24 protein-coding genes are annotated in these 24,328 nt (G+C 44.0%); 2 read left to right on the top strand and 22 right to left on the bottom strand.

Going from position 1 to position 24,328, the window contains the following annotated elements:
- Nucleotides 1-231: 231 nt before the first annotated feature.
- The 6 genes from AAZR19_RS01810 to proG all read right to left on the bottom strand — a co-directional run bounded on the left by AAZR19_RS01810 (nucleotide 232) and on the right by proG (nucleotide 6,622).
- Nucleotides 232-1,854, bottom strand: a complete 1,623-nt coding sequence (locus tag AAZR19_RS01810) for a peptide ABC transporter substrate-binding protein (RefSeq protein ID WP_024426796.1) — start codon at nucleotides 1,852-1,854, stop codon at nucleotides 232-234.
- Nucleotides 1,854-2,864 (bottom strand): ABC transporter ATP-binding protein, encoded by a 1,011-nt coding sequence (locus AAZR19_RS01805; protein WP_024426795.1) that lies wholly within the window; start codon nucleotides 2,862-2,864, stop codon nucleotides 1,854-1,856. The genes AAZR19_RS01810 and AAZR19_RS01805 overlap by 1 nt, the downstream gene beginning before the upstream one ends.
- A 6-nt stretch (nucleotides 2,865-2,870) precedes the next feature.
- Nucleotides 2,871-3,833 (bottom strand): ABC transporter permease, encoded by a 963-nt coding sequence (locus AAZR19_RS01800; protein ID WP_218676907.1) that lies wholly within the window; start codon nucleotides 3,831-3,833, stop codon nucleotides 2,871-2,873.
- The gene (locus AAZR19_RS01795) at nucleotides 3,830-4,765 is read right to left on the bottom strand and encodes an ABC transporter permease (protein WP_041105958.1); all 936 of its coding nucleotides are present in this window, start codon (nucleotides 4,763-4,765) and stop codon (nucleotides 3,830-3,832) included. The genes AAZR19_RS01800 and AAZR19_RS01795 overlap by 4 nt, the downstream gene beginning before the upstream one ends.
- A gap of 18 nt (nucleotides 4,766-4,783) precedes the next feature.
- Nucleotides 4,784-5,608, bottom strand: coding sequence for a M55 family metallopeptidase (locus AAZR19_RS01790; protein ID WP_076840920.1), 825 nt, complete (start codon nucleotides 5,606-5,608; stop codon nucleotides 4,784-4,786).
- Between the two features lie 189 nt (nucleotides 5,609-5,797).
- Nucleotides 5,798-6,622: a pyrroline-5-carboxylate reductase ProG gene (gene proG, locus AAZR19_RS01785; protein ID WP_434702146.1), complete on the bottom strand. Its 825-nt coding sequence runs from the start codon at nucleotides 6,620-6,622 to the stop codon at nucleotides 5,798-5,800.
- Between the two features lie 168 nt (nucleotides 6,623-6,790).
- On the opposite strand from proG, the gene AAZR19_RS01780 reads away from it, so the two are divergent.
- A complete protein-coding gene (locus AAZR19_RS01780) occupies nucleotides 6,791-8,080 on the top strand; it encodes a S1C family serine protease (protein ID WP_041105952.1) in 1,290 nt (429 codons plus the stop codon).
- Between the two features lie 32 nt (nucleotides 8,081-8,112).
- Here AAZR19_RS01780 and AAZR19_RS01775 read toward each other — a convergent pair whose 3' ends face one another.
- Complete coding sequence (locus AAZR19_RS01775; protein WP_076840918.1) at nucleotides 8,113-9,069, bottom strand: ring-cleaving dioxygenase; 957 nt, start codon at nucleotides 9,067-9,069, stop codon at nucleotides 8,113-8,115.
- Between the two features lie 329 nt (nucleotides 9,070-9,398).
- Here AAZR19_RS01775 and AAZR19_RS01770 point away from each other — a divergent pair, with 329 nt between their 5' ends.
- Nucleotides 9,399-10,724, top strand: coding sequence for an APC family permease (locus AAZR19_RS01770; RefSeq protein ID WP_041105947.1), 1,326 nt, complete (start codon nucleotides 9,399-9,401; stop codon nucleotides 10,722-10,724).
- A gap of 174 nt (nucleotides 10,725-10,898) precedes the next feature.
- On the opposite strand, the gene AAZR19_RS01765 is transcribed toward AAZR19_RS01770, so the two are convergent.
- The 15 genes from AAZR19_RS01765 to cysW form a co-directional block, all read right to left on the bottom strand.
- Nucleotides 10,899-11,228, bottom strand: coding sequence for a hypothetical protein (locus tag AAZR19_RS01765; RefSeq protein WP_024426788.1), 330 nt, complete (start codon nucleotides 11,226-11,228; stop codon nucleotides 10,899-10,901).
- A gap of 63 nt (nucleotides 11,229-11,291) precedes the next feature.
- Nucleotides 11,292-12,248: a sugar-binding transcriptional regulator gene (locus tag AAZR19_RS01760; protein ID WP_024426787.1), complete on the bottom strand. Its 957-nt coding sequence runs from the start codon at nucleotides 12,246-12,248 to the stop codon at nucleotides 11,292-11,294.
- Nucleotides 12,249-12,341: 93 nt separating this feature from the next.
- Nucleotides 12,342-13,127 carry an SDR family NAD(P)-dependent oxidoreductase gene (locus AAZR19_RS01755; protein WP_087975559.1) on the bottom strand — a complete coding sequence of 262 codons (786 nt, stop codon included), beginning with the start codon at nucleotides 13,125-13,127 and terminating at the stop codon, nucleotides 12,342-12,344.
- Nucleotides 13,105-13,806, bottom strand: a complete 702-nt coding sequence (locus AAZR19_RS01750) for an SDR family NAD(P)-dependent oxidoreductase (protein WP_229137058.1) — start codon at nucleotides 13,804-13,806, stop codon at nucleotides 13,105-13,107. The genes AAZR19_RS01755 and AAZR19_RS01750 overlap by 23 nt, the downstream gene beginning before the upstream one ends.
- A 25-nt stretch (nucleotides 13,807-13,831) precedes the next feature.
- The gene (gene lpdA / locus AAZR19_RS01745) at nucleotides 13,832-15,214 is read right to left on the bottom strand and encodes a dihydrolipoyl dehydrogenase (protein ID WP_087975561.1); all 1,383 of its coding nucleotides are present in this window, start codon (nucleotides 15,212-15,214) and stop codon (nucleotides 13,832-13,834) included.
- A gap of 12 nt (nucleotides 15,215-15,226) precedes the next feature.
- Entirely contained in the window at nucleotides 15,227-16,552 is a 1,326-nt protein-coding gene (locus AAZR19_RS01740) for a dihydrolipoamide acetyltransferase family protein (RefSeq protein ID WP_087975562.1), read from the bottom strand.
- Nucleotides 16,553-16,569: 17 nt separating this feature from the next.
- Nucleotides 16,570-17,550, bottom strand: coding sequence for an alpha-ketoacid dehydrogenase subunit beta (locus AAZR19_RS01735; protein WP_034281944.1), 981 nt, complete (start codon nucleotides 17,548-17,550; stop codon nucleotides 16,570-16,572).
- A gap of 31 nt (nucleotides 17,551-17,581) precedes the next feature.
- Nucleotides 17,582-18,565, bottom strand: coding sequence for a pyruvate dehydrogenase (acetyl-transferring) E1 component subunit alpha (gene pdhA / locus AAZR19_RS01730; protein WP_039177954.1), 984 nt, complete (start codon nucleotides 18,563-18,565; stop codon nucleotides 17,582-17,584).
- 180 nt (nucleotides 18,566-18,745) lie between these two features.
- Nucleotides 18,746-19,777 carry an alcohol dehydrogenase catalytic domain-containing protein gene (locus AAZR19_RS01725; protein WP_087975563.1) on the bottom strand — a complete coding sequence of 344 codons (1,032 nt, stop codon included), beginning with the start codon at nucleotides 19,775-19,777 and terminating at the stop codon, nucleotides 18,746-18,748.
- On the bottom strand, nucleotides 19,774-20,220 hold the full coding sequence (locus AAZR19_RS01720) for a hypothetical protein (RefSeq protein ID WP_076840909.1): 447 nt from the start codon (nucleotides 20,218-20,220) through the stop codon (nucleotides 19,774-19,776). The genes AAZR19_RS01725 and AAZR19_RS01720 overlap by 4 nt, the downstream gene beginning before the upstream one ends.
- Before the next feature lie 59 nt (nucleotides 20,221-20,279).
- Complete coding sequence (locus AAZR19_RS01715) at nucleotides 20,280-20,558, bottom strand: PTS sugar transporter subunit IIB (RefSeq protein WP_003212259.1); 279 nt, start codon at nucleotides 20,556-20,558, stop codon at nucleotides 20,280-20,282.
- 19 nt (nucleotides 20,559-20,577) lie between these two features.
- On the bottom strand, nucleotides 20,578-21,951 hold the full coding sequence (locus tag AAZR19_RS01710) for a PTS galactitol transporter subunit IIC (protein ID WP_041105932.1): 1,374 nt from the start codon (nucleotides 21,949-21,951) through the stop codon (nucleotides 20,578-20,580).
- A 53-nt stretch (nucleotides 21,952-22,004) separates the two neighbouring features.
- Nucleotides 22,005-22,472: a PTS sugar transporter subunit IIA gene (locus tag AAZR19_RS01705; RefSeq protein WP_041105930.1), complete on the bottom strand. Its 468-nt coding sequence runs from the start codon at nucleotides 22,470-22,472 to the stop codon at nucleotides 22,005-22,007.
- Nucleotides 22,473-22,711: 239 nt separating this feature from the next.
- Nucleotides 22,712-23,443: a sulfate/molybdate ABC transporter ATP-binding protein gene (locus tag AAZR19_RS01700; protein ID WP_052462925.1), complete on the bottom strand. Its 732-nt coding sequence runs from the start codon at nucleotides 23,441-23,443 to the stop codon at nucleotides 22,712-22,714.
- 15 nt (nucleotides 23,444-23,458) lie between these two features.
- Nucleotides 23,459-24,328 carry a sulfate ABC transporter permease subunit CysW gene (cysW, locus tag AAZR19_RS01695; protein ID WP_076840906.1) on the bottom strand — a complete coding sequence of 290 codons (870 nt, stop codon included), beginning with the start codon at nucleotides 24,326-24,328 and terminating at the stop codon, nucleotides 23,459-23,461.

Below are 24,328 nucleotides of genomic sequence, written 5' to 3'. Positions count from 1 at the left end.
TCAAAGCGTCCCATATTGTTGACAAAGGGCTAAAATGATCTTTATTTTAGCCCTTTGTCTTCTATTCAACGTGACCTGAAAACCTTTGCAGCCCTAGGAAGGACGAGCATCGGAGCGGAGCGAATTTGACATTCGTGAGCACCGAAGCGCAGGACTGACAAAGAATGCGAGGGTTTGTCCGCGCGCTGAGACGCTTTTGTTCAAAGCGTCCGTATCCCTCATTCCCTTCAATTACTCTCCATCTACTTGTGCCCATTTCAAATCGATATACCCAACAGGGTGGCGGACAATTCCCTTCACGCCCTCTTTTTGCAAATGAACTTGGTTATAAAAATGAATTGGAATGATCGGTGCTTCTTCAATGAGAAGTGCCTCTGCATCATGAAGGATGCTGTTTCTTTTTTGTTCATCTGCTTCCTGGCTCGCCTTTTTAATCAGCTGATCATAGGTGTCGTTTGACCATCCAGTCCGGTTCATCGCATTCCCTGTTTGGAAGCTCTCTAGGAAATTGATCGGATCTGCATAGTCTGCTAAAAATGAACTTTGCGAGAATTGAAATTTCAGCGCCTTTTGATCTTCTGCAAATACATTGGCTTCCATGTTTGCAAGCTTCACGTCCACACCAAGCGCTTCTTTTAATTGCTGCTGGATGGCTTCAGCTTTTTTCTTGTTCTCAGGCTTTGTGCTATATGTTAATGTGACGGGCGGCAGCTTTGAATAGTTCTCTTCTTTCAGTCCTTTTTCTAATAGCTTCGCAGCTTCACTCGTATCTTGTTTGACAAGATCGCCGCCAGCTTCTCTGAAATCCTCACCCTTTGAATCTAGAATCCCCGGCGAAACGAAGGCGCGGGCTGGCTTTTCTTTATTCTTCGTTACATAATCCACGATATCTTGCGGGTTGATCGCCATTTGAAAGGCTTTGCGAATGTTCTTATTTTGAAAAGGTTCCATATTCACATTCAGACGATAAAAGAACAGTCCAGCCTGATCTTCAATTTGTACATCTTTATTTTTCAGCAAATTTTCACTTTGTTCTGCTGGGACGAAGGCAGTATCTAAGTCTCCCGATTGATACATTTGATAATCAGTGTTTCGATCGCTGATCATCAGCCACTTTACCTGATCCAGCTTGACTGATTTTTTGTCCCAATACGTCTCACTTTTTTCCATAGTGAAGCTCTCATCATGCTTCCATTCTGTCAGCTGAAACGGTCCATTCCCAACAAAGGTTTTGGCATCCTTTGCCCAGTTTGGATTCTTCTCTGCTACCTTCTCATTGACAGGGAAAAAGGCAGGGTTTGCGGTCATATTTAAGAACGATTTCTGCGGGTATGCCAGTGTGACCTTTAGCGTTTTGTCATTTTCAGCACTGACTTTTACATCCTCTTTCTTTCCTTTTCCGCTGTTAAATGCCTCTCCGCCTTCAATCATGTAAGCTAAGAACGATGCAGAAGAGCCTGTTTTCGGATCAAGCAGACGCTTCCACGCATATTCAAAGTCACTCGCTTTCACTGGATCACCATTCGACCACTTGATGCCGTCTCTTAAATGAAATGTGTACGTTTTTCCATCCTCTGAAATTTCCCATTTTTCCGCCATTGCAGGAGATGGTTCGTGCTTTTCATTCAGTCTTGTTAATCCCTCCATTAAGTTATTCAGACCTTGCCACGATACATTATTAAAACCAATCGGCGGGTCAAATGACGTCGGTTCGTTTTCGTTATTTAAGGTTAATACTTTCTTTTCATTCTTGTTGCTCGATGATCCTTTACCTGCTTGCTCATTGGCTGTACATCCTACGAGCAGCATGATGATGAACAAACAAACACTAATGATCCACCCTTTTTTCCTCATCAAAAACTCCCCCTTTGTGTTGAAGATAACATCGCTTGGTTCGCTCGCCCATCCTGGAGCCAGCAATGCACTGTATGAGTAGGTGACCGCTGCGTTTCGTGCGGCATGATATGATCGCACACTTTCATGGCAGCCGGGCAGCGATCGGTATACGGACAGCCCTTTGGCGGTGCAAATAAATCAGGCGGGCTTCCTTCAATCGGAATCAGTTCATCTTTCATATCAAGTCTTGGAACGGATTGCAGGAGCCCTTTTGTATAAGGATGCTGCGGACTGTAAAAAATATCTTGCCTTGTTCCGGTTTCAACCATTTTCCCTCCGTACATGACTGCTACCCGGTCGGCAACTTGGGCTACGACCCCTAAGTCGTGTGTGATTAAGATAATGGTAACCCCTGTTTTCCTCTGAATCTCTTTAAACAGTTCTAAAATTTGTGCCTGTATGGTCACATCCAGCGCCGTCGTCGGTTCATCTGCGATCAGCACCTTTGGCTCACAAATCAGTGCCATGGCAATCATAAGCCGCTGCCTCATTCCCCCGCTGAATTGGTGCGGGTATTGCTTTAATCTCTCCTTCGGCTGCGGAATACCAACCAAATCAAGCATCTGTATGGCGGCTTCTTTCACTTCTTTTTTCGTCAGCTTTTGATGCTCCTTCGCCGCCTCCATCAGCTGATCTCCTATTGTCAAGGTTGGGTTGAGTGCTGTCATCGGATCTTGGAAGATCATCGAAATATCGACACCTCGTATGGCGCGCATTTCTTTCTCGGATAATGACAGCAAGTTGCGGTCTTGAAACCAGATTTCTCCCTGATCGACTTGCGCGCTGTATGCAGGCAGAAGCCTCATAATGCTTTGTGATGTCACACTTTTTCCGCAGCCTGATTCTCCCACAATGGCGAGGGTTTCTTTTTCATATACATCGACATTCACTCCGCGTACTGCTTGAACTGAACCGCCGTATGTCCGAAAACTGACGTGCAGATCGATAATTTGTAGAACTTTTTTCAAAGCGCTTCACCTCTTCATCTTTGGATCAAGCGCATCTTGCAAGCCATCACCTAAATTGTTAAAGCAAAACATCGTGAGTGAAATAAAAAATGCCGGGAAAAATAAACGCCACCAATGTCCATTGTCTGACAGCACAGTCGGCAAAGCGTCATTAGCCATCACGCCCCAGCTTGCAAACGGCGCTTGAATACCTAAACCAAGAAAGCTTAGGAATGCTTCAGCAAATATCGCGGTCGGTACAGTCAGGGTCATTTGGACGATAATCGGCCCCATCGTATTCGGAAGCAGGTTGCGGCGAATGATCCGCAGGCTTTTGGCACCAAAGGTCTTTGAGGCAAGGACATATTCCTGGCTTTTCAGCTGAAGAACCTGACCTCTCACAATTCTTGCCATTCCAATCCATCCGGTGACAGTGAGCGCTACAATAATGGTGACAAGCCCTGGCCCCATCAGCACCATCAATAAAATGACGACGAGTAAATAAGGAAGTCCGTAGAGCACCTCGACAATCCGCATCATGACATGGTCGTATTTGCCTCCCTTATAGCCGGCTATGCCCCCATAAATTACACCGATGGCAAAATCAACCAAGGCTGCCATGACACCCACAAATAATGAAATACGGGCTCCGTACCAAGTACGTGTGAACACATCTCGTCCAAGCTCATCTGTTCCAAACCAGTGAGCAGCCGAGGGCGGCAGATTTTGCATCGAAAGACGCTGCTCTGTCACACTATTTGGCGCAAGCAATGGGCCTAAGACTGCCATGACAAAAAGAAAAATCAGAACCGATAGGCTAAACATCGCAAGCTTATTTTGCTTCAGCCTCCTCCATGTATCTGCCCAATAGGAAAGAGAGGGTCTTTTAATGGCATGGGCTTCCTTTTTCTTTTGCTCTCGTGGAGAAAACCATTCGTCCGGCACTTCAGGATGCCTGTTCGATGGATCATGCTGAAGGTGTATACTCATGCCTTTCCTCCTTTCTGATGCAGCTGAATCCTTGGATCAAGAAGACGATACGCCACATCGACAATGAAGAGAAGTGTGATTAAAATAATGCTGTAAAAAACAGTGGTTCCCATGATGACAGGATAATCACGGTTGTTAATACTCTCGACAAAGTATTTTCCCATTCCAGGAATGGCAAATATTTTTTCAATGACAAAACTTCCTGTTAAAATACTTGCGACAAGTGTTCCAAGAATAGTTACAACGGGTAAAAGTGCATTCCGAAGCGCATGTTTAAATACAATTTTAAAGGGAGAAAGTCCTTTTGCTTTGGCCGTACGGATATAGTCTTGCGACAGCACTTCAATCATGCTCGATCTCGTTAACCTGGCGATAATGGCCATTGGGCTGACAGCAAGGGCGATTGTAGGCAGCACCATATGCATTGGACTTGTCCACATCGCTGTAGGAAAGAGCTGCAAATTGACAGCAAGCTGCTGAATTAATAAGGTAGCAAAGATAAAGTTTGGAATGGATATACCGAATACAGCAATCGTCATGGCGATGTAATCAATCAAACCATTATGCCGGAGGGCAGCCATAACCCCTAGCAGGATGCCAGAGATAACAGCAATCAATATTGAGATAAGACCAAGTTCTAATGAGACTGGGAAGCCTCTCGCCAATAGATCATTGACACTTTCAGAAGGCTTTTTAATGGAAGGACCAAAATCAAAGGTAACAATGGATTTTAAATAGATGACATATTGAACATAGAGTGGTTCGTCTAAGTGATAGTAGCTTTCGAGGTTTCGCTGGACGGTTTCGTTTGTATTTCGTTCTTCATTGAAAGGCGATCCTGGGATGACCTTCATTAAAATAAACGTTAAAGTCGTAATCGTTAAGATCGTAGCAATCATCGCAATAAAACGCTTGAGCAAAAAGCTGGCCATCTGCTGTCTCCCCCTCGCTTAACAAAATGTTGTACGTGCGGCAAGCTCTGTCATGACAAGCATCGCTTGATAGGCTTCTAATATATTGTCTGCTTGGTACGTCACCGTCGTTGTTCCTTCTATGATGGCAGTACCCGGCATTAAATTCGCCCATTCAGCTTGTCCATAATTGGCAAACTCAATCTTAAGCAGCGGCTGATCAGGAGGCGTCAGCGGCTTCATTTGATCAATCTGTTTCATCGCGGCTTCCACTTGCTGTGAGATTTGTTTATTGACTTTGGCTGGAGATAAGCATTTCACAGCAGATCTTGAGATGGTCTCTTTCACTGCCACTGTTTTCACACCAGGCATCAGCTTTTCTGCCTCACGTGCTGCTTGATCATCTCCGCAAACAAGAATCACCGGCACACCATAGTAGCCTGCAACATACGCATTAAAGCCCATTTCGCCAATTGGATGATCATTTATGTAAAAATGTCTGACCCCAAAAATCATACTGTGTGACATCACACCTTTCATTGATGCCCTTGCATGATAGCCTAAAAAAACAGCTGCATCATAGGTTTGATCCAATCCTTGCACCATTGAATAAGGCTTTACGTCACCTGATATGAGAACTGCCTCTTCATGCAGCTCTTCGATCAAAAGATTATTCATTTTAGAATGACTGTCATTCACCAAAATGTCTGTGGCACCATGCTGGACAAGCGCCTCTACACAGGCGTTCACTTCACCGGTCATAATGCGTCTGCCACGCTCGTAGTTATGCTGTTGTGAATCAACAAATGTATGATCAGCTAGACCAGTAATTCCCTCCATATCGACAGATAGATAGAGCTTCATTCCCATCCCCCTTTAATTAAACATAAAATTTGTGTATATTTTTCTAAATTTTCTAAAAAATTATATGAGAACTTGATTGATTTTTCAATACAATGTCCGAAAATAAGGAGTTTAGACTTAGATAATACAGGTCAAAAGACTTTTTTAGAAAGGATTTTTTTAACAAATAAAACACCACTAACTATGTCTTTAGTGGTGTTTATCCGCTTCGTTGATCTGAGATTTCAGCTGTTCATATTTCTTTATGGTTTGTGTAAATAAATCATCAAACATCTGAGGTGCCTGCTGTTGAATGACCTCAGCACCTTCTCCTGTAATTCCCCCTTTTGTCGCCACTCTATCGACAGTTTCAGCAAAGGTTAGGCCTCGTTCTACGAGAACCTGGCCAGTTCCTAAAAGGGCATACGTTAAAAATTCATTCGCTTCCTCTAAGGAAAGATCACTATTTCTCACAGCCGCTTTCGCCATTTCTTCAAAAAGAGCAGCGATAAAACCAGGAGATGAGCTTGTCAAATTGCTCGCCGCATCAAATCGGTCTTCCTCTACCTCCCTGACGATGCTAAAAGCTGAAAGCAGCAGGTGCAAGCGCTCCTTGTCCTCACGTCCTGCGGCTGCACCATGCGCAACAAGAGATACGCCTGTCCCAACAGCTGACGTGAGCGTTGGGATGTATCTGGATACTGGCTGTGTTGTATGCGCCTGTAACTTTTCTAATGTTACAGCTGCTGCTACTGACACAATATGTACCGCTCTCCCTTTAGAAGGCAGCTGATCCAGAACATTTAGTACAGCAAGCGGCGGCACGCAGACAAACAATATATCACATGACGCAGATAGGTCCTCTAATGAACAAATGTTGATTTCTTGGTGCTTTTCTTTGAGCTGATGAAGGCGCTCCGTTTCACTTCTTGTATGGATCATGATTTGATGAGCATCTAGCACCCCATTTTCCAGCCACTTTTGCACCATCATATCAGCCATACTTCCATATCCAATGATTCCAATTGTCTCCACAGTTTAATCTCCTCTATCTTGCTTAGATTCACTACTTATTTTAACAATTTCCCACAATGTTTTCATTTTTATCCCACACTTTTTTCATACGATAAAGTCAGTCCCCACCACATACGGTAAAACACCCAAACACATACATGAAAAAATCATTGAAAGAGAGTGATTGAAATGACACAGCACAAAGATGACAAACAAACAATTGAACAACCTCAAAAACAGAAAAAGCCAAACGGCTGGTTTAAGCCATTTCTCAGCGGTGTTGTAGGCGGTACATTAGCGTTAGGTGTCTACGTTCTTACGCCATATGCTCAGCATTCATCAGACAGCACCGCAAATGATTCGGCAGCAAAAACAGAAGCAGTATCGACAAATCACACAAATTCGTCAAAAACAACAGCCGTCCAAACATCAAATTCATCAAGCAACATCTCCAGCATGGTCGAAAATGTATCACCAGCTATTGTCGGCATTACAAACTACCAAGCGCAAACTCAAACAGACACGAGCTTTGGCGATTTCAATACGCCTTTTGATGAATTACCGCAAAACAAAAGCAGTCAAGAGGAAAAAACCGGTACAGGCTCAGGAGTCATTTTCAAAAAATCAGGCAATAAAGCCTATGTCTTAACAAACAACCACGTCATTGAAGGGGCAAACAAACTAACCGTATCCTTACACGATGGCAAAACCATTGAAGGAAAACTGGTTGGAGCTGATCCGCTCACTGACTTAGCCGTTGTGGAAATTAGCAGCAGTCATGTGACAAAGGTTGCGGCATTAGGCAATTCCTCCTCACTGCGTGCTGGAGAAACCGTCATTGCAATCGGAAACCCGCTTGGTGAAGATCTTTCAAGAACGGTGACACAAGGAATTGTCAGCGGCGTCGACCGAACAGTCTCTATGAACACATCAGCAGGCGAAAGCAGCATTAATGTCATTCAAACAGATGCAGCCATTAACCCAGGTAACAGCGGCGGCCCGCTTCTGACGACAGACGGAAAGGTTGTGGGGATCACGAGTATGAAAATATCTGAAACAGGTGTTGAAGGCATTGGGTTCGCACTGCCAATCAATGATGTCAAACCAATTGCTGATCAGCTTCTCGCAAAAGGAAAAATTGAACGTCCATATATCGGCATCAGCATGCTGGATCTCGAACAAGTTCCAGATGTGTATCAGAAAGAAACTCTCGGACTCAAAACCAGTCAGCTCGATAAAGGCGTTTACGTCAAAGATATCGCCGCAGGTTCACCTGCCGCCAAAGCTGGCTTAAAGTCAGAGGATGTCATTACCGGCATCAATGGGAAACAAATCAAAACTGGCAGTGAATTACGTCATGAGCTATACACGAATGCAAAAGTAGGGGACACCGTGAGCATCACCCTCATTCGAAACGGAAAACAAGAAACAAAGCAGGTCACATTAACACAATCTGAATCTAAGCAGGTCAGTTCCTAATAAAAAAACAGCTCAGTTGATGAGCTGTTTTTTTATGACGACTGAATTGGCGTTAATCTTTGTTCAATTTCTGCTCGTTTATGCTCTAGGAACGGCGGAAGGGCTAATTGATCACCAAGTTCGTCCACCCCTTCATCCACTGTAAACCCAGGGCCATCTGTTGAAATTTCAAATAAAATACCATTTGGCTCTCTAAAGTAAAGAGCTTTAAAGTAAAAGCGTTCTACAACACCAGAGTTCGTAAAGTCTGCTTTTGAGATTTTTTCATACCATTTTTCAAGCTCCTCTGCATCCTTCACGCGAAATGCGACGTGATGCACACTTCCTCTGCCGGAACGTTCAGAAGGCCCTTCTGTTTTTTCCATCACATGAATTTCTGTTCCAGCACCGCCATTTCCTGACTCAAAAATGGTCACGATCTCTCCATTATTTGATTGTTCACGTGCTCTTTCAGTGAAACCAAGGATGTCCGTTAAAACACGGATCGTCTTGTCAGCTTCTGCAACGGTTAATTCAACTGGACCTAAACCTCTAATCGCAAACTCTGCCGGAATATCGTCATGTACTGGCGGTGAGCCTGCCTCTTGCGTATTCGGTTCTACTGTTAAAAACAGCTGCTGCCCTTCTGGGTCTTTAAAACGCAAAGCAGGTCTTCCGCCTCTCAAAGAAGCTGTTTCTTGCTGCACGCCTTTATCTTCAAACCGCTTTTCCCAAAACGTGAGTGCCTCTTCAGAAGAAACGAGAAGACCTGTGCTTGTGATCGCATTCGTCCCTTCCAAACGGCGGGCAAGCATTGGAATTTCAAAGAATGTAAGCTCCGTTCCTGGTGAAGCGACCTCATCTCCATAAAACAAATGATACATAGACGGGTCGTCCTGATTGACTGTTTTCTTTACAAGTTTCAAGCCAAGGATTTGGCGGTAGAAATCAACATTTTTCTGAGCATTGGCTGTTAACGCAGATACGTGGTGAATCCCATTGATTTTCATATTTTTCACTCCTATTTTAAATTATCTCGAATTCGAGATAATATCCTTATGAATAAAATAGTTCATTTTTCAAGAAAAGTCAACCATTTGGCTGCACGTTTACTGGATGTTCGGTTTCCGGTCATTAAATTAACATTTAATCAAGAATAAACTTTCAATGTTCGTTTTTAACACAACATTTACCCTAATATCTCCAATAAATGAACACTTTCAAATACAAATACGAAAATCAGAAAATTTTTTTAATTCTTGTTTTCCTAAAATCGTATTACAATGAACAAAATACATGTCACAGTAACGTACGAAAGTGATGCAGGAGGTCGTGTGTAATGAACAAAGAACAACCAGCGTTAAAACAAGACATCGGCTTATTTTTCGCCCTATCTCTTGTCATCGGGACCATTATTGGGTCAGGCGTCTTTATGAAGCCAGGCAACGTCCTTTCCTATTCAGGAAGCTCAGACATCGCATTATTCGCTTGGCTGTTAGGTGGAATCTTAACCCTTGCAGGCGGACTGACTGTCGCTGAAATTGGTACACAAATCCCGAGAACCGGCGGTTTGTACGCCTATCTTGAAGAAGTGTATGGTGAATTTTGGGGCTACTTATGCGGCTGGGTGCAGATTATTATTTACGGACCCGCCATCATTGGTGCACTTGGTCTTTATTTTGGTTCATTATTAGCCAATTTATTTTCTCTTTCGACTTTATGGTCTACAACGATCGGCATTATCACCGTTTTATTTTTATGTATCATTAACATCATGGGAACAAAATACGGCGGATTTGTTCAGGGGCTGACCACTATCGGAAAGCTTGTCCCAATTGCCGCTATTATTGGGTTTGGCATATGGAAAGGTAACGAAAACATCTTGATGACCGTCAACGATAGTATCGCTCAAATGAACTTCGGTGCAGCGATTTTGGCTACGCTGTTTGCCTATGATGGCTGGATTTTACTTGCGGCGCTTGGGGGAGAAATGAAAAACCCTGAGAAACTGCTGCCTCGCGCGATGGCAGGCGGAATTTTAATCGTGACGGCTTGTTATCTCTTTATTAATGTCGCACTTTTGCACGTGCTGCCAGCTGATCAAATCGTCCAGTTAGGTGAAAATGCGACAAGCACTGCTGCTACCATGCTCTTTGGACCAATTGGCGGGAAAATCATTAGTATTGGGATCATCATCAGCATCTTTGGCTGTTTGAACGGCAAGATTCTTTCATTCCCACGTGTGATTTTTGCGATGGCAGAACGAAAGCAGATTCCTTTCGCCAATGCGATTTCGCGGATTCACCCAACGTTTAAAACACCTTGGATCGCTGTATTTGTGCAAATTTTGATCGCCATTGTGTTTATGATCGTCAGTAATCCAGAGAAGCTGTCTGAGGTCTCGATTTTCATGATCTACATCTTTTATGTCATGGCCTTTTTCGCCGTCTTTAAGCTGAGAAAACAAAACAGCGGAATGAAGCGTGCTTACAGTGTACCACTTTACCCGCTGACACCGATCATTGCGATTATCGGTTCATTATTCGTTTTAATCAGCACCATGATCACCGATTGGAAAAGCTGCCTGATCTCCATGCTGATCGGGATGGCTGGACTGCCTATTTATTATTATATGAAAAAAGCACAAAAAAAAGCAGAGCACTAATCAGTGCTCTGCTTTTTTTCCTTCTTCTCAGCGTAATAGAAAACCTTTGTAGTCTAGGAAAGACGAGTACCGGAGCGGAGAAAATGTGACATTCGTGAGCACAGGAACGGAGGACTGACAAAAAATGCGAGGGTTTGCCTACACGCTGAAGCAGAGCGCTAAAAGGTCTCTGCTTCATTTTTTATATTGTTTGATCACTTTGTATGATTCGTTTAAATATCTCATCAGCCGGTATGGCTTACTAAGCACGCGGATTGGGAGCCTTGAGATAAATCCATTCAGGTTCGACTTATATTCCTGCGTGATCCGCTTTGGCTTTGTCGCTATTTTCTCGTATACTTCCTTGTAAAATTCCTTCATGATGTCGACTTGCACACTGATCTTTTGATGACACTCTGTACACTCAACGCTTTTCATCTGATCATTCACATAAACGATGCTGTGGAGGGTCTCTTCTTGGCACCGAGTACAGTGTAGGTTTGCTTCCATTTCGGTTTTCTTCAAGATACACAGCTCCTTTCTCGTTTGATGTTGCTCTTGTTATACCATTCGAACGCTGCCAGCCTTTTATTGAACGGATGCTTCCTTTAAAATGGCTGCCGCCGTTAGTTCGTCTGTCACCAGTACTTGGATGAAGCCGCCATTTAAAGCCCCTAAAATGCTCTCAGCTTTATGGGTTCCTTCTACAACAGCGATGACCGTTTTGACGCTCTTTAATTGTTCCAGCGATAAGCCAATGACCTTTTGATTCAGTTCATCTTGGACAGGTTTTCCTTCTCCATCAAAGAAACGAAAGCCAATATCACCGACAGCCCCTGATTGCCTTAAACCAGATAAGTCCTCTTCTTTTAAATAACCGACTGTTTTTAAAGTTGACCCTTTATGCGGGTTGCCAATACCGATGAGGGCAATATCCACATTTCTGCCTTCTTCAAGCACAGCTTCTATGTCCTGCATCGCCATAAGCCGTTCTTTTAATTCTTCTGTTTCTAAAATCGCAGGGGCATATAAATAGGAACACGTGCCGTTCATTTTCTTTGCCAGCTCATATGCCAGCTGATTGGCATGAATGTCGACCGCCTGCCTGCCCATTCCGCCCTCTAAAGGAATGACCTTCACATCGTTTCTTCGTTCAAACGGATATTCTTTGACAAGTTCAGCAAGCGTCGTGCCCCATGAAATACCGATTTTCTCCGCATCTTTCATGTTTTTAGACAAATAATAGGCGCCTGCTTGACCGACTGCCCGCTTCACCATCTCAGACATTGTCCCGACACTTGGGACAACGACCGCATCTGTTAATTGAAAGGTTGTTTCTAGCTGCTTTTCAAGTTCCACCGTATGAATGCTTTCGTCTTTAATGTACACTTCAACGATTCCCACATCTTTTGCTTTTTGTAAGAGCTTTGAAATGACTGGTCTTGAGACATTGAGCTTTTTTGCAATTTCCTGCTGCGTCCACCCGTCTGTATAATAAAGATGAGCAACTTTGACGAGCTGTCGTCTTTCTTCCCAATTCAGCATGTGACATCATCCTTTTAATATACTATGATTACCAGTATACCAAACATTCGTTTCCAATTGGAACAATTGTTATGAAAATGACAAAAAGAGCGATTAACTCTCCGCTCTTTTTCCCTCAGTATATTTTGGCTGATACGTTCTCCCTCCGTCTAACAGGATCATTTGTCCGTGCAAATAGCTCCCCTCGCGACGTGTGAGAAATAAAGTGAGCCCTGCGATATCCTCAGGTGTTCCTAATCTTCCGATGGGAATGAGTGATTGCAGCTGCCGTTTCTCCTCTACAGTAGGATAGAGCGTATCAAGCATTTGAGATTCAATTACGCGGGGGGCAATCACATTGATGCGTATTTGATGCGAGCCTAGTTCCTTTACGAGCGAACGCATCAATCCAAAAGCCCCTGCTTTTGATGCATAATATTGAATACCGCCGCCTGAGCCGGTGATTGCAGATCCCGATCCAATAATGACAACACTGCCTTCCTGCCGCTCACACATATAGGGTGCCAACGCTTTGATGCAATAGTAAAGACCATATAAGTTCACAGCCAGTGTCTTTTTCCAAAGTGAAAAATCGACTTCTAAAAAAGGCAGTGATTTTGTCATTCCTGCTGAATACACAAGGTGAGCAATACCGCCCAGCTCCCTTTCAGCTGCTGATATCATTTGCTGAACACTTTCCCACGATGAAACGTCAGCTTGAATAGTCAGCAGCTGAGGATACTGTGTCTTTAAGAGCGAAAGTCCCTTTTCGTCTATATCTGACACGGCGACTTGGTGCCCTTCTTTTAAAAATCGCTCAGTAATTTCTTTTCCGATCCCTTGGGCTCCGCCAACGATGAGAACTGGTTTTTGAACATTAGCCAGCACTCTCACCCCCATCAAGCATAATCGCCACGCCATCTGTAAATGCACCATAGGAGGTACTGAGGAACACCGTCATATGGGCCACAGTCTCCTTGATTTGCTCTGTATCAGGAAACAAATGGAGAGGCGGCGGCAGCAGCGCAAGCACCCGGATACCTTTGTCTTTAAATTCTCTCGCTAACCCTTTTGTCATGGCATTCAGCATAGAATTCGATGTAGCATGCGAGATCCCGCCATCACCTGTGATACTGCCTGATGACGATATATTAATGATGCAGCCTTGCCTCTGATCAACCATATGCCATACGGCGGCCTGACTGGAAAGAAAGACGGTATTCACAGCCGATTCCACTTCACCCACCCACTCATCAGGGCTCACGTCATCAAGTTCCGCGTCCGCTCCTTGCTCTGCTTGATTGACCAAAATATCCAGTTTACCGCATGTATCAATCACTTGCCTCAGCATCCGTGTGGCATCACGCGGCGTTTCCAACGGGTTCTGAATGATACTCGCTTGACCGCCCATTTTTTGAATGTCTTCACGAATGGTTTTAGCCTTTGACTCATCATGAAACGTGTGTAAAAAAACATGTGCACCTGCCCGGGCTAAAGCCAGGCAGATGGCTTCTCCAAATCCATCTGTGCTACCTGTCACAAGTGCCGCTTTCTGATGAAGCTGGACGTGCACATGCATCTCCTCCCTATCCCTTGTTTGGCCATTATTTTCTCAGCTTACTCACGATATCAAGTGCTACTTCATAAAAACCTTCTGAGATGGTCGGATGCGGATGAATCATTTTCGCCATCTCTTCTGCTGTTCCTTCTAAATACATAAAGGAGGAAGCTTCTGAAATCATCTCTGTGACGTGCGGGCCAACCATCGTCGCACCAATCACTTCACCATAGGCTGTATCGTATACCAATTTAATAAAACCTGTTTGCTCGCCTGCCGCTAGTGCTTTACCGCTTGCCGCTAAATCAAATCGTTCTGCCCGCACGTTAAGTCCTTTGGCTTTTGCCTCTTTCTCAGTCAGACCAACACTTGCTACCTCTGGTAATGTATAAATACATCTAGGCATGATATCAGCATTCATTTTTTCAGACACACCGCAAATATTACTGACCGCAACAGCGGCCTCTGCCATCGCTGCGTGAGCCAGCTGATAGCCGCCAGCGACATCCCCAACTGCATAGACACCTTCCACACTTGTCTGCATCTTGTCATTCACTTTGATAAAAGGACCATCCAGCTGAAGGTCAAGCTGGCTGACGGCAGATACACTAGGTCTTCTTCCTACACAAACAAGCAGTCTTTCAGCCGTAAAGATATGCGTCTCTCCTTTATCGTCTGATGCATGAACCGCTTTGACTCCTTCGCTTTCCGTCACCTCTGTCACAGTGGTTTTCTTCGCGATATGGATGCCTTTTTTCTTTAATTCTCTTTCTAGCAGCTTAGATGCTTCCTCATCCTCTTGCGGAATAATAGACGGAGCCGCTTCGATAATCGTGACTTTTGATTGAAGACTCTGGAAGATACAAGCCAGCTCAAGTCCAATGACACCGCCGCCAATGATGACGACAGAAGCCGGAATATCTGGAATGTCAAAGATCGTATCACTTGTGTCAAATTGAATGTCTTTAAGGCCCGGTATTGGCGGAATGGCAGGTGAAGATCCAGTAGCAATGATGAGTTCTTTCGTTTCGATCGATTCTGCCCCATCTTGCTTTTCAATCTCAATCCGGTGCTTTGCAACAGCTGTACCTCTGCCGTTATATACATCAATCTTTCCTTGCTTTAATAAAAAGGCAATTCCGCCTCTGAGCTTTTCAATGACGTCATCTTTGCGCTTTCTCATTTTATCGAAGGAAAGGACCAAATCACCTGTTTCAATTCCCCAGCTTTTCGCCTTCTCAATTGATTCAATAACTTCTGCATGTTTGAGCAGCGTCTTTGAAGGAATACAGCCCCGATTTAAACAAGTACCGCCTAGAAAATCCTCTTCAATCAATGCGACCTTCCGTCCACGCTCAGCTGCTTGAAGGGCGGCAGTATACCCGCCAGGCCCTCCGCCAATGACTGTCAGATCATACGTTTTCGTCATCCGATTCATCTCCTACATTAGCAATTCAAATGGTTGTTCAAGCACTTTTTTAAGATCTGTTAAAAAGGCAGCCGCTGGTGCGCCATCTACTACTCGGTGATCAAACGATAAACTAACGCCCATCATCGGCCGCACCTGAATTTCTCCATCTACTACAACAGCTTTTTCTTGAATGCGCCCAACCCCTAAGATCGCCACTTCCGGCTGATTAATAATCGGGGTAAAGGTATCAATGGCATACACCCCTAAGTTACTAATGGTAAAAGTGGACCCTTTCAGCTGGTCTGGCAGCAGTTTTTGGTCACGTGCGCTTCGGCCGATTTCTTTCGCCTCTTTTGTCAGCTGTTTTAACCCTTTTTGGTTCGCATGAGAAATGACTGGAACCATTAAGCCATCTTTTACAGCGACAGCGAGACCAATGTGCACATCATCATGGAAATGGAGCTCATTTTGTTCAAACGTCATATTGATCTGCGGGTGGCGCGTGAGTACGTTGCTGACCGCATGAATGATAATTTCTGTAAACGACAGTCTGTAGCCTGTCTCTTTTTCAATCGCTGGCAATAGCTGTTTGCGTATTTCTTTCGCTTTTGTCATATCGATTTCACTTGTTAATGTCACATGCGGTGCTGTAAAGGCACTTTGTGACATGCGATCAGCGATCACTTTTCTCATACCAGCTAGTTTTTGTGTTTTCACTGGAGAAGACTCTGCTGTTTGTACAGCTGCTGCCGTTACATCACTCTTCATAATTTTCCCGTGTGCACCAGATCCAGCAACATTCGCTAAATCGATTCCTTCACGAGCAGCCACTTTTTCTGCAAGCGGTGACACGCGCTGCTCTTTCTCACTAGAGTGGACGGCCGCCTCGACGTCCCGCTTTTGAATTCTGCCATTAGGTCCTGTGCCAGATACCTCATGAATCGCTACATGATGATCCTTTGCCGTTTTTCTCGCCGCAGGTGTGGCACGTACTTTTTCATTAGGTGTTTTTGGGGCTTCAGCAGAACTGGAAGAAGCCGCGTCTGATGAGGACGATTCGCTACTGCCTGGTGAATCTTCATCTGATTGTGCTGGCGGTTCGCTTGGCACCTGTTCATTTGCCTCTCCGATGTATCCAATGACAGCATTGACTGGAATTTGATCATCGGCTTCATAATATTTCTTTAGAAAAATACCATCATCATAGGCTTCCACCTCAATATTGATCTTGTCTGTCATAATTTCAAAAAGAGGCTCACCGATTTCAACCGAATCTCCTTCTTCTTTAAACCATTGAAGCAAGGTGCCGACTTCCATCGTACTGCTCAGCTTCGGCATAAATATCTCTTTTGGCATGATCTTCTCCCCTTTACTTAAGAGCGCACAAGCTCTTTTGCTGCTTCAATAATATCTGGCACTTGTGGAATGACCGCTTTTTCTAGCGTCGGGTTGTATGGTATTGGGACCGCAAGACCGCCAAGTCGTTTAATTGGAGCATCTAAGTAGTCAAAGGCTTCACTTTCCGCTATCATACTTGCAATCTCTCCGCCATAGCCGCCTCGTTTTACCGCTTCATGAACGACGATACATTTACCTGTTTTCTTCACAGATTCGATAATCGTTTCTTCATCTAATGGGACGAGTGTTCTTGGGTCAATGATTTCAACATCGATTCCCTCAGCTTCTAGTTCCTTCGCCGCTTCTAACGCTTTGTGTACCATTATCGCTGTTGCTACAATCGTGACGTCTTTCCCGCTTCTTTTCACATCTGCTTTCCCTAGAGGAATGGAATATTGCTCTTCAGGCACTTCACCGATTGTTTTATATAAAAGCTTGTGCTCGTAGAAAATGACAGGGTTGTCATCATCCATCGCCGCTTTTAAAAGTCCTTTTGCATCATAGGCTGTTGAAGGCTGAACCACTTTAAGTCCTGGAATATGCGCCATCCACGCTTCTAAGCTTTGGGAGTGCTGCGCCGCTGCACCCGTTCCTGATCCTGCTGGTGTTCTTACGACAAGCGGCACCTTTCCTTTTCCGCCAAACATGTATCGTGTTTTGGCTGCTTGGTTCACAAGCTGATCCATTGCAATTGTAATAAAGTCAGAGAATTGAAGTTCTAAAATCGGACGCATACCAGTTAAAGCCGCTCCGACTGCCCCACCTGCGATGGCAGCCTCTGAGATAGGTGTATTGCGAACGCGCTCTGGCCCGAATTCTTCAATCATGCCGCGCGTGACACCAAAAGCACCTCCATATACGCCGATATCTTCACCTAAAATGAAGACATCTTGGTTTTCTCTCATTTCCTGACTCATTGCCTCTCGAACGGCTTCTAAATATGAAATCTCTCTCACTGTTGTTTTTGTCACGTGATTCCCCTCCTAATTAGGCGTATACATCCTCTAATAGTGTGTCAATTGACGGTTCTTTACTGTTTTTGGCGAATTCGACAGACGCTTCAATTTCCTGCTTTGCTTCTTCCTGTAAGCTTGCCGCCTGCTCTTCTGTCAAAACATTCAGTTCAATCAAGAGAGACTTAAAGCGTTTGATTCCGTCTTTTTGTCTCCATTCTGTCTCTTCTTCACGTGTACGATATTTTTTCGCATCACTCTTAGAGTGACCCTTCCAGCGGTATGTTTTCATTTCAATGAGTGATGGGCCTTCTCCCGCTCTCGCACGGCTGACTGCTTCATCAACTGTGTTCATAATTTCGACCATGTCATTTCCATCAACCGTTTTTCCTGGCATTCCGTAGCTTTCTGCTCTTGTTGAAATGTCTTCAATGTTGATCATTTCTTTCACAGGGCCAGACATGCCGTACTGGTTGTTTTCACAAATAAACACAACCGGTAAATCCCAAATGGATGCAAGGTTTAATGCTTCATGGAAGCTGCCTTCATTTGTGGCACCATCTCCGAAGAAACAAAGAACAACAAAGCCTTCCTGCTTCATTTTAGATGTGAGCGCTGCACCTGTTGCCAGCGGGATACCGCCGCCAACAATTCCATTTGCCCCAAGATTTCCTTTTTCTAAGTCCGCAATATGCATGGAGCCGCCTTTTCCTTTACAATAGCCGGTTTCACGTCCAAACAATTCAGCCATCATTTTATTGACCTCGGCCCCTTTTGCAATACAGTGACCGTGTCCCCTGTGTGTGCTGACGATCTTATCTTTATCTTTTAATACGGCAATCGATCCAACAGCGGATGCTTCCTGTCCAACACATAAATGAGTGGTGCCATGGATAAGTCCTTTTGCAAAAAATTGATCGACCTTTTCATCAAAATATCTCACTAACCACATTTGTTTATATAAATCTGCTAATTTCTCATGACTAATCTGTTCAGGCAAAGTGATTTGTTTTTGCATTTCTTCTCTCCCCTTTACATTTGTTCTTATGTGTTACATTTGTAATCATCATACGTTTAAGTGTCATCGAAGTCAAGCATTTCTCTCTCATTTTTAAGCGTTTTCATCTTTTGTCAGAAAAAAAGAGAAAGGCAAAGCCCTTTTCCAAAGAACTTCTCTTTCTCTTTTAATCTCCTACACTCATTCATCTGGATACATCATGATTTTGACGCTCTCACCCTCAGGATGCCTCGCACATTCTATCGCCTGAAGCAGCTGGCTTAACGGATAACGATGCGTCACCATCTTTTCAGTGTTGACCACTTTTGCTTTCAAAAGCTCAAGGGCTTCACGATAATGATATGGATGCGAGGAATAGGCTCCTACTACCTTCACTTCATCATTAAAAAATCGTTCAGCAGGAATGGGCACATCTCCCTTTGGAAAATGAGCAAACACCAAAATCGTCCCGCCTCGCGCTACAGCCTGAAACGCCTCTTTTAAAAGCGCACTGCTCCCAACAGAAATAATGACGAGGTCTGCTCCCTTTCCATCTGTTTCTTTCATCACCCGGTTTTCCACCGGCTCGGCTGCTGGATGAAAGGAGACGTCTGCACCTAAACTCCTCGCTTGCAGCAGTCTGTTCTCATTCACGTCTGTTATCATCACTTTCCCAGCCAAATAATATTTGGCGAGCTGCAATTGAATACAGCCAATTTGCCCCGCTCCAAGGATCAAAACGGAATCTCCTGGGTGAACAGGAGCTCGTTCAAACCCGTGCAGGCAGCAGGCAACCGGTTCTACCATCGCCCCTTGCTCATACGATACGTCTTTTGGAAGCTTGCCCATCGTGTGCTTGACATGCAAAGCAGGTACACGGATATATTCTGAAAACCCGCCCGGCTCTACATTTGTGGCTGTAAACTGCGGACACATCGTATAAAAACCCTTTTGACAAAAGTCACAGGTAAAACAAGGCACATGATGTGCCACATAGACCCTGTCTCCCGTTTGGACATTTGTCACGTGCTTGCCGGTCTCGACAATATCACCAGCGATTTCATGCCCCAGTACTGTCCCAGGAGGTACTGTCTCATGTGTTGCTTTGTAAATATCCGTTCCACATAAGCCGCAGGCTCGCAGCTTTAACAAAACTTCATCATCACCGATGACTGGCCGGTTCCGCTCCTCATACCGAATGTCCTCTGAAGAATAAAAGACAGCTGATTTCATGTAGCGGCATCCTCCTTTTCATCACCCTTCGCAAAATCCTGCAACGTTTGAACAAGCTGCTTGTACTCACTCATCTCACTGGATATCCAGTAACGCCCTCCGAATATACGAGATGGACCCACCCTGACATAGACTTTCCCGATATGAGGATAAGGCTTTAAAAATAGCTTTCCTTTAATATCAGAAACTGCATATGTGTGCCATCTGCCAAAAGCCCCTATCTTCAGTTGATCTTCACTAATGATGACGCTTGTCGGCTGGTTCAGTCCTGTGATACTAGAAAGCATGAGAATAGGCAGTGTATAAACGCCTAACACAGCTAACGGCTCAGGTCCTGCTGACCATAACGTATAAAGAGACCAGAGAAAAAACAGACAAATGAGCACAGCCGGAAGAAAAATAGACAACACTGCAGACGTTCGGCTATAAGCGTGATGCTGCATAAGACTTCCTCCTTCAGATCACTAGAAGGAGCCCGAAAGCTCCTCCTTGAAATAGTCTTCTACTTGATATGATCGATGATTTTCTCGATATCATCTTCAATACCAAATCCAGTTAAAAAGGATAATGTTTGAATCACAGGCGTCCCTTTTGTATCACTTACAGGCGTTGTTGTCACGATTAAATCAGCACCCTCTGCTTTTTGCGGGACTTCAGATGCCTTACACTGTTCCACCACGACATCATATCCTTTTTCCTTTAACGTCTCTTCTACCTTTTTAGCGACAACCGTTGATGTTGCAACTGCCGTTCCGCATGATACTAATATTTTCTTCGCCATTAGAATCCCTCCAGCTCATTTATTGTTCTTTCTGATCTAAGCCCATTTCTTTTGCATACTGCTTTTTAATATCATTTCGCACCCAGTACCATAGAAGCCCATAAGCCAGAGCACAGATGATGGCTGCAATAAAGTAAGGGTTGCTCGGATCAAGAAGTCTCACCATGATCCAAGGAATGACGTGAGAACCAAGGTCAATACCTGAAATCATGTTTGCCCCTTCTGGGAAATCAAAGCCGACTGCTTTCCCCATTGTTGTCGCAAGCGGAGCAAGGTTCGTTGCGATAAAGAAGACAATCATTAATGTAAAAATACTGTTAATAAGGCCGCGAATAATATTTCCACGAGCGGCTGCTACTGCCCAGACAACTGTAAATGGCAGAACCGATAAGTCAGCAAACGGGAGCATGCCATTGTAAGGGAGAACAACTGCGAGCAAAATCGTAATCGGCACCATTAAAAGGGCTACCGCCATATTCGCTGGATGACCAATTACAATCGCTGTATCTAAACCAATATAGACATTTTTCCCTGGGAAACGCTTTTGAATATAAGAACGAGCGCCCTCAGAGATTGGAATGAGTCCTTCCATTAATAACGCAACCATTCTTGGCATTAAGACAAGAACTGCCGCCATTTGAATACCGAGCGTCATCACGCCTTTTGCATCATAGCCGCCGAGAAGACCAATAATGATACCAAGTATGAGACCCATCACAAGCGGTTCACCAAAGATGCCAAAGCGTTTCTTCAATGTTTCTGGATCAGCATGAATTTTGTTTAAACCAGGGATCTTATCAATGATGCGGTTGGACGCATACATCAGCGGGGCGAAGTTGACCGTTTCAGCATGAGCCATCGATACGCCTTTTAATCCGAAATGGTGTTCAATTGTCGGCGCCGTCCAATCGGCTAATTTTAGCGTGATCGCAGAGACAATCAAGCCAACAGCAAGAGCCAAGAACATATTATGATAAGCGTAGTAAGTAACAGAGGCTGCGAAAATCAAATGCCAGAAGTTCCAAATATCCACATTCAGCGTTTTCGTAAAGTTCACGGACAATAAGATGACATTTAGTAAAAGCACAAGAGGAATCATGAGCGGGGCAACGGGTGTACCAAAGGATATGGCAGCTCCAATCGGCCATCCAACATCCAAAATATCGAGCTTTAGCCCAAGGGAATTAACCATGGCTTTTGCTGCTGGCCCTAGACCGCTCACGAGCAAATTAATGACAAGATTAACACCGACAAATCCAATTCCGATCGTAATACCGGCCCTGAAGGATTTCTTAAAGCCCTGCCTTAAAATCATACCGAAAAGCGTCATAATAATCGGGAGCATAATAGTTGGTCCAAGGTCTAATATAAAATCGACGGCTTGCTTGATCATACATCCACCTCCTGAATTTTTCAGATAAAGCGCTTACATATTTTCGTGAATGGCTATTGGTTTAGTTCTTGCTGAAGCACGTCAACCGCTTCTTCATAAGATGTCATATAAGAGAGCTTCGTCATCACTTCTTCTTTTCTAAAAAGTGTCATCAGCTTCTCAAGCATCACAAGCTGTTTGCTAGGCTCAGAGATTGCTAGGACAAACACAATTTTGGCTTGCACTGTTTCATCAGGGCTTCCCATCTTATGAAAAATAACAGGTTCCTTTAAAGTAGCTACACTAATCGCCGGTTTGTTCACATGCTCAGGATCTGTATGCGGAATCGCTACCCCAAAGGCTGCAAGTGGAAGGCCTGTAGGATATGTTTTTTCTCTTTCAAGCACTGCTGGTAAAAAGCTCGATTTAATGTACCCTCCAGCTTCTAACCGCCCTGCTAAATATGTGGTCACCTCCTCTCTCGAAGATGCTTCGAACTGCAGCTTAATCAGTTGTTCATCTAACTCAAACAAGCTGTTCAAACAACCACCCCTTTCATTTGATATAAATATGAACACATGTAACAAAAAGAAAGAACATTTTAGAATAGAACCTTTTATAAAACGCTTACAATTATGCGTTCTGAAAAATGTTCAATACTGTTACCTTTGTAAAGATATTATAATATTCAAAATTATAAGTCAATGTCCCTAGGGAAATTTAAATAAAAAAAGACGCAGTGATCACTGCGTCTCTTCCTTCTAACCTTCTATACTGCTTGTTAAATGTGGCTTCCTATATCTAAAAATTCAGATACAAATAGATTGTCTGTCTGTACTGCCATTTCTTCCTTTGTACCAATTTTTTCGATTCTTCCTTCATTCATCACCACAACACGATCAGCAATATCGAATGCTTCTTCTTGATCATGTGTCACAAAAATGGTGGTCATTTGAAAGTCACGATGGACTTTTTTCAGCCAATGCCTTAATTCTTTCCTCACCTTTGTATCAAGTGCGCCAAAGGGTTCATCCAACAGGAGTGCCTTCGGCTGAACGGCAAGTGCGCGCGCCAGTGCTACACGCTGCTTTTGCCCGCCTGACAGCTGATCTGGATACCGCTGCTCATACTGCGTAAGCTGAACAACCTCTAAAAGCTCATGTACCCGCTCTTTGATGTCTTTTTTAGGCAGTCTTTCTCCTCTAGGTTTAATTTTCAGTCCATATGCCACATTATCAAAAACCGTCATATTTCGAAAAAGCGCATATTGCTGAAACACAAAACCGATCTGCCGTTTTCGTACTGGAATGTGTGTGTAATCCTGATCTCCGAATAAAATCTGCCCGTTATTGGCGTAATCAAGACCTGCAATGATTCTTAATAACGTCGTCTTTCCAGAGCCAGACGGTCCTAATAAAGAGATCAATTCCCCATTTCTTATCGATAAATCCACGTTTTGCAAAACCTTTGTCTGACCAAATTGTTTTGATATTTGTTTTGCGGTAATTCCCAAGACCGATCCCTCCATTTATGTTGACCGCTTGCCAAGCCGATGATCCCTCTGCTGAATGATTTGCTTAATGATTAAAGTAATGACTGCCACAAACGCCATGAGAGACGCCACAGCAAAAGCGGCTTGAAATTGGTACTCATTGTATAAAATTTCGATATGAAGCGGCATCGTATTGGTCATCCCTCGAATATGACCTGATACAACCGACACGGCACCAAATTCACCAATCGCTCTTGCCCCGGCTAAAATAACACCGTAAAAAAGAGCCCATTTGATATTCGGCAGTGTCACAAAGAAAAAAGTCTTCCATCCGTTTGCACCAAGTGTGAGCGATGCTTCCTCCTCATGAATGCCTTCATGCTGCATAAATGGGATTAATTCTCTAGCAATAAACGGAAATGTAACGAATATGGTAGCTAGGATCATGCCTGGTACAGAATAAATGACTTTCCATCCATTCGTCATAAGCCAAGGTCCTAAAAGCCCGTTTGAACCAAATAAAAGCACAAATACAAGTCCAGCAATCACAGGCGAAACAGCAAACGGGAGATCAATCACAGTCGTTAACAAACGTTTTCCGCGGAAATTAAATTTTGTGATAAGCCATGCAGCACTCACCCCAAAGATCATTTGAAGCGGCAAGGTGACGACGACAATGAAAACGGTCAATTTGATCGCCGCGAGTGTATCTGGATGTGAGATGGCCAGAAGGTATGAACCCCACCCTTTCTCAAATGCCTTTGAAAACACGGCGATCAGCGGTATGAGTAAAAATAAAATCAAAAAAGCATACACGACCGTAATCAATAGGATTTTCACCGCTTTTGATTCGGTTACAGGACTTTTATACTGAACATGGTGCCGATGACTAAGCTCTCTCTCCAA

Source organism: Bacillus sp. Je.9.29.b (assembly GCF_051129925.1).
GTDB classification, from domain to species: Bacteria; Bacillota; Bacilli; order Bacillales; family Bacillaceae; genus Bacillus; species Bacillus safensis.
The sequence above is the reverse complement of the archived record's forward strand: the minus strand, read 5'-3'. Positions and strand labels throughout refer to the sequence as shown.

Excerpts from the sequence above, each read along its gene's own strand:
- AAZR19_RS01790 (WP_076840920.1), bottom strand. The coding sequence starts at position 5,608 with ATGAAGCTCTATCTATCTGTCGATATGGAGGGAATTACTGGTCTAGCT.
- AAZR19_RS01800 (WP_218676907.1), bottom strand. The coding sequence starts at position 3,833 with ATGAGTATACACCTTCAGCATGATCCATCGAACAGGCATCCTGAAGTG.
- AAZR19_RS01740 (WP_087975562.1), bottom strand. The coding sequence starts at position 16,552 with ATGCCAAAAGAGATATTTATGCCGAAGCTGAGCAGTACGATGGAAGTC.
- AAZR19_RS01750 (WP_229137058.1), bottom strand. The coding sequence starts at position 13,806 with ATGCATGTGCACGTCCAGCTTCATCAGAAAGCGGCACTTGTGACAGGT.
- AAZR19_RS01760 (WP_024426787.1), bottom strand. The coding sequence starts at position 12,248 with ATGCTGAATTGGGAAGAAAGACGACAGCTCGTCAAAGTTGCTCATCTT.
- AAZR19_RS01795 (WP_041105958.1), bottom strand. The coding sequence starts at position 4,765 with ATGGCCAGCTTTTTGCTCAAGCGTTTTATTGCGATGATTGCTACGATC.
- AAZR19_RS01755 (WP_087975559.1), bottom strand. The coding sequence starts at position 13,127 with ATGGGGGTGAGAGTGCTGGCTAATGTTCAAAAACCAGTTCTCATCGTT.
- AAZR19_RS01725 (WP_087975563.1), bottom strand. The coding sequence starts at position 19,777 with ATGAAATCAGCTGTCTTTTATTCTTCAGAGGACATTCGGTATGAGGAG.
- lpdA (WP_087975561.1), bottom strand. The coding sequence starts at position 15,214 with ATGACGAAAACGTATGATCTGACAGTCATTGGCGGAGGGCCTGGCGGG.
- pdhA (WP_039177954.1), bottom strand. The coding sequence starts at position 18,565 with ATGCAAAAACAAATCACTTTGCCTGAACAGATTAGTCATGAGAAATTA.
- AAZR19_RS01720 (WP_076840909.1), bottom strand. The coding sequence starts at position 20,220 with ATGCAGCATCACGCTTATAGCCGAACGTCTGCAGTGTTGTCTATTTTT.
- AAZR19_RS01770 (WP_041105947.1), top strand. The coding sequence starts at position 9,399 with ATGAACAAAGAACAACCAGCGTTAAAACAAGACATCGGCTTATTTTTC.
- AAZR19_RS01775 (WP_076840918.1), bottom strand. The coding sequence starts at position 9,069 with ATGAAAATCAATGGGATTCACCACGTATCTGCGTTAACAGCCAATGCT.
- AAZR19_RS01810 (WP_024426796.1), bottom strand. The coding sequence starts at position 1,854 with ATGAGGAAAAAAGGGTGGATCATTAGTGTTTGTTTGTTCATCATCATG.
- AAZR19_RS01715 (WP_003212259.1), bottom strand. The coding sequence starts at position 20,558 with ATGGCGAAGAAAATATTAGTATCATGCGGAACGGCAGTTGCAACATCA.
- AAZR19_RS01710 (WP_041105932.1), bottom strand. The coding sequence starts at position 21,951 with ATGATCAAGCAAGCCGTCGATTTTATATTAGACCTTGGACCAACTATT.
- AAZR19_RS01780 (WP_041105952.1), top strand. The coding sequence starts at position 6,791 with ATGACACAGCACAAAGATGACAAACAAACAATTGAACAACCTCAAAAA.